General features: G+C 69.1%; 4 protein-coding genes. 2 read left to right on the top strand and 2 right to left on the bottom strand.

What is annotated here, in order from left to right:
- Window positions 1-168: 168 nt before the first annotated feature.
- The gene (locus ABZ885_RS37055; protein ID WP_360198962.1) at window positions 169-1,221 is read right to left on the bottom strand and encodes a M4 family metallopeptidase; all 1,053 of its coding nucleotides are present in this window, start codon (window positions 1,219-1,221) and stop codon (window positions 169-171) included.
- Between the two features lie 390 nt (window positions 1,222-1,611).
- On the opposite strand from ABZ885_RS37055, the gene ABZ885_RS37050 reads away from it, so the two are divergent.
- Together ABZ885_RS37050 and ABZ885_RS37045 are read left to right on the top strand one after the other, a co-directional pair.
- Window positions 1,612-2,277, top strand: coding sequence for a hypothetical protein (locus ABZ885_RS37050; protein WP_360198960.1), 666 nt, complete (start codon window positions 1,612-1,614; stop codon window positions 2,275-2,277).
- Window positions 2,274-2,819 (top strand): hypothetical protein, encoded by a 546-nt coding sequence (locus ABZ885_RS37045; RefSeq protein ID WP_360198958.1) that lies wholly within the window; start codon window positions 2,274-2,276, stop codon window positions 2,817-2,819. Before ABZ885_RS37050 ends, ABZ885_RS37045 begins: the two co-directional genes overlap by 4 nt.
- Window positions 2,820-2,890: 71 nt before the next feature.
- On the opposite strand, the gene ABZ885_RS37040 is transcribed toward ABZ885_RS37045, so the two are convergent.
- A complete protein-coding gene (locus ABZ885_RS37040) occupies window positions 2,891-3,847 on the bottom strand; it encodes a hypothetical protein (protein WP_360198956.1) in 957 nt (318 codons plus the stop codon).
- Between the last annotated feature and the right edge of the window lie 121 nt (window positions 3,848-3,968).

Genomic DNA, 3,968 nt, shown 5'->3' with positions numbered 1-3,968 from the left:
GCAGGGGCCCCGGCCGCCCGCCACGCGGACGCGTGCTACAGGGCCGCAGACGGGGCCGCTGTCGGAGTACGGCCCCAGCAGAGGTGCCGCCCTTCGCCTGCGGGCAACGCTCAGCCGTTGCCAGCGGCCTCTCCTGGGTCGCGCCGCCCGAGGGCAGCGGGTGCTCTTTCAGACGGTGGGAATTCCGACGATCGACCACGCCTTGAGGAGCGCCGAGGTCTCCTCGGCATCCCCGTACAGGGTCCGGGCGCTCGCAAGGGTCAGTCGCGCGAACTGAGCAAAATCGGCGTCGGCGGCGAGCTCGCCTCCGATCAGGGTGGAGTACCAGATCCGACCGGGCCGCTCCCAGGCGTTGCCGCCGAGGGCGGTGGCCAGCTGGTAGAAGGCGTGGTTGGGGATGCCGGAGTTGATGTGCACGCCGCCGTTGTCGCGGCTGGTCCGCACGTAGTCATCCATGGTGGCCGGCTGGGGGTCCTTGCCCATCTGGGGATCGTCGTAGGCCGTGCCCGGGGCCTTGAGGGAACGCAGCGCCGTGCCGTGGACGTCCGGGCCGAGCAGTCCGGAGCCGATGAGCCAGTCCGCCTGGTCCGCGGTCTGGCCGAGCGCGTACTGCTTGATCAGCGAGCCGAAGACGTCCGAGAGCGACTCGTTGAGCGCGCCGGCCTGCCCGTAGTACTCCAGGTTGGCGGTGTGCTGGATGACGCCGTGGGTGAGTTCGTGGCCGATGACCTCGACCGGAATGGTGAAGTCGAGGAAGTACTCGGGGAAGCCGTCGCCGAAGACCATCTGCTGGCCGTTCCAGAACGCGTTGCCGTACTGGTCTCCGTAGTGAACGGTGGCGTCGATCGGCAGGCCGGCGCCGTTGAGCGACTTCCGCCCGTACGCGTTGAGGTAGAAGTCGAAGGTCGCGCCGATTCCGGCGTAGGCGCGGTTGACCGTTTGGTCCTTGGACGGTTGGTCGCCTTCGGCGCGCACCTTCGTGCCGGGAGTCGCGGTCAGCATGCGGGCGTCGTAGACGGTGCGGTGCGGCTTGTCGGAAGGGCTTCCGGAGGGGGCGTCCGCCGCCGTACTCGCTGAGGCGATGCGGCGCTGGGTGCGCAACATGCTGTCGTGTTCCAGCGTGCGCCGGGCGGGTTCGTACGCGCGTGGGTCCTCGGATTGGGCGAGCGCGTCGAGGATGTGGGGCGGGACAATCGCGCAGAAGGGGGCGGTGTTCTTCATAGACAGCACAGTTACAGTGAGTGTCCGGTTTGTCACTCCTGACATCCTTTGTGGTCGGAACCTGATACTGTCCGGCGCTCGACGGGCCGGTGAGGCCGACCTGCCGCCGGGGCCGCCCGCGGAACTGGTAGTCGATGGTGATCCGGCGAGTGCCGTAGAGCACGCCTGGATGGCCGGAGCGTGCCGAGCCTCGGCGCGGCCGGGGCGGCTGTCATCCGGCCCCAACTTCAACGTGGCAGGAGACCCCGAGGTCGAGCTTGCTGCCGAAATGATCTTGATGACAGTTTTTCCTGCTCGGGCGACATCTATCGCGATCCGGCACAGCGCGCCGGTGGGGAGGCAGGCCAGCTGACGTTTGATCACTCGAACAAACAATCGAATAATAAGTCTATGACCTCCGCCGTCCCCTTCTCCCGTCCCGCCCGCCCGTCGGAGCGGACCGGCGACGCCGAGCGGGCGCCGCGGGAACTGATGTCCCTGCCCGGCGCCTACCAGGACGTGCGGCGGTGGCGGCTGGTGGAGATCCGGCTCGGCGGCCAGTGGCGCCCTGCCATGCTCACGGTCTGGCGGCGCCCGCCAGGCAGTCCCGTCTGGGTCGTCCACGTCACCTGGGGCGAGGACGGCACCACTCCAGGGGAGGAAGCGTGGGGCTGGTTCATGTTCGACAACGACCGGATCCGCCCGGTGCCCGAACCCCACGACCCGGCCCCGACAACCGCCCCCCACCTCGGCACCTGGCGCGACGCCGTCCGCGTGCCGGGCGAGCTCACCGGCCCGCCCAGCACTAGCCCGGCGGACCGCTGCTGGAAACTCGCCTGGCTGCGCACGGAAGGCGCGTGGCGCTCGGTCCTGGTCACCGCCCGCCGCCGGCCCGGACCCGCTCTCCCCTGGATCGCCCACGCCCGCTGGGGCGAGGACAAGCAGGCTGCCTGGGTGATCGCCGACGCAACCACCCTGCGCCCGCTGCCCGCGCCCGCCCCGGACACCGACGTCGACGCCGAGCCCGGCACACCCGCCGCAGCGCCGGCCCCGACCGTCCTCGGGCAGACCGCGTGAGCCCCGCCCCCGCCCCTGCTCCCACGCCCGCCGACCGCAGGGAACGGCTCGCCGCCCTACTGGAACAAACGTCCCCGGCCACCCGCGCCCGACAGGCCCAGGCCACCGTCCTGCCAGTCCTGGGACCGCTCGCGCCCCTGCTCCCGCACGGAGATCTCGCCAAGGGGGCCATCACCGAGGTCACCGACCCCGGACTGCTCCTCGCCCTCGCCGCCGGCCCCGCCACCGCCGACGACTACGCCTGGACCGCCGCCGTGGGCCTGCCCGACCTCGGCCTCGCCGCGGCCGACAGCTACGGGATCGACCTGCGCCGCCTCCTCGTCGCCGACCACCCCGGCGACCACTACGCCGAGGTCGTCACCGCGCTCGCCGCCGCCTGCCCCGTCATCCTCGCCGAAAGCCGACGGGTTCCGGGATTCTGGAGGGTGCTTGCGGGGCGAACTTGCAGGGCCCACAGTGTTTTGAGGGGCGCTAGCCATCGGGTCAATTGCTGTACATGCAGCCAGCTCGGCCTTGCCTCGGCCGGATCTGTATGGGGCTGACGGTCTAGTCGTCGATGCTTGGGACTGGTGGCACGCTGTTGAGGTGTCGCCTGCTAGCACTTCCTGAGTGGCTAGTCGGAGACGCCCATCGGCGGTCCGGCATTATCCGCCAAGTTTGGGTTCATCACATCGGCGATGGCTGCACCGATGGTGGTTTTGGTGAGGTAGAAGTTGGCGCAATGAGGGCGGGCCCCGTTGTCGACGGTGTAGGTGCTGTCGAATCGGGCTGTAGGTGGGCGGTTGGTGCCGAACACGGCGGTCAGATGTGGACGGGCGGCGACGATGTCGTCGCGGTCGGCCAGATTGACCCAACGGGCCAAGCAAGACGGAAAGGCCGGGGGGTGCTGAAGCCGGCGGTTGACGACGCTCAGCCCGAGGGGACTGCCAAGAGTGATCAGCAGCGGGATCGGCTGCTGACAGGTGCGAATGGCCTCATATGCCACGACCGAGCCGAGACTATGGCTGACGATGACCCGGGTGTCGGCATCGAGGAGTTGACGGACCTGGTCGATGGCGTAGGCGCGGAGGTCCGGCTCAGTGAGGTAGCGCACGACCTGGCCCAAGGTGCTGTTGACGCGGGCGAGGCCGGCCAGACCGGCTTGGCTAAGCCAGGGGAGATGGTCGAGCGCGTCGACGACGCGGCCCACCACGTGGCCAAATCCCTGTGCATCGGCCCCGCCGCCCTGCAGTGCTTGAAGTTCGATTCGGGCGTTGCCAGCATCTTTCGGCCGGGTTGAGTCCAGCGCGTTGGTAAGCCATTCGAGGGCGATCTCGTCGGCCAGATGCAGCTGCTGGCCGCTGAGGCCGGTATCGGTGCCCTGCTGATCCGGGGAGAGGAATCGGTTGCCGTAGAAGGCCATGCGGGCCAGCCGCCCGATGTCGGGACGTGGAGGCCACAGGCGATCAGCCAGGGCCGGGTGCCCGGCGTTGCGGACGCCCCCGGCCAGACGGGGCAACCACTCATCCTCCAGGTCATCGGCGGAGTGCTGTTCCTTCGCGATGCCATGGACCAAGACGATCGGCGCCATGCCTGATCCTTCCTACCTGAGGTGTACTCACTAGCCGTTGCTCTATCGAGCTTGGTGATCGTGAGTTCGAGTCTGCCGACTCGGTTGGGTGATCTTCTGGTCGGCTGGGCATGAAAGTGGG

The organism is Kitasatospora sp. NPDC047058 (genome assembly GCF_040643935.1).
In the GTDB taxonomy this organism is placed as follows: Bacteria; Actinomycetota; Actinomycetes; order Streptomycetales; family Streptomycetaceae; genus Kitasatospora.
Note: the sequence above shows the minus strand (reverse complement) of the source record. Positions and strands in the feature narration are given on the sequence as shown.

Bases quoted from the DNA above. Each gene is read 5' to 3' on its own strand.
- ABZ885_RS37055 (WP_360198962.1), bottom strand. From the start codon at position 1,221: ATGAAGAACACCGCCCCCTTCTGCGCGATTGTCCCGCCCCACATCCTC.
- ABZ885_RS37040 (WP_360198956.1), bottom strand. From the start codon at position 3,847: ATGGCGCCGATCGTCTTGGTCCATGGCATCGCGAAGGAACAGCACTCC.
- ABZ885_RS37050 (WP_360198960.1), top strand. From the start codon at position 1,612: ATGACCTCCGCCGTCCCCTTCTCCCGTCCCGCCCGCCCGTCGGAGCGG.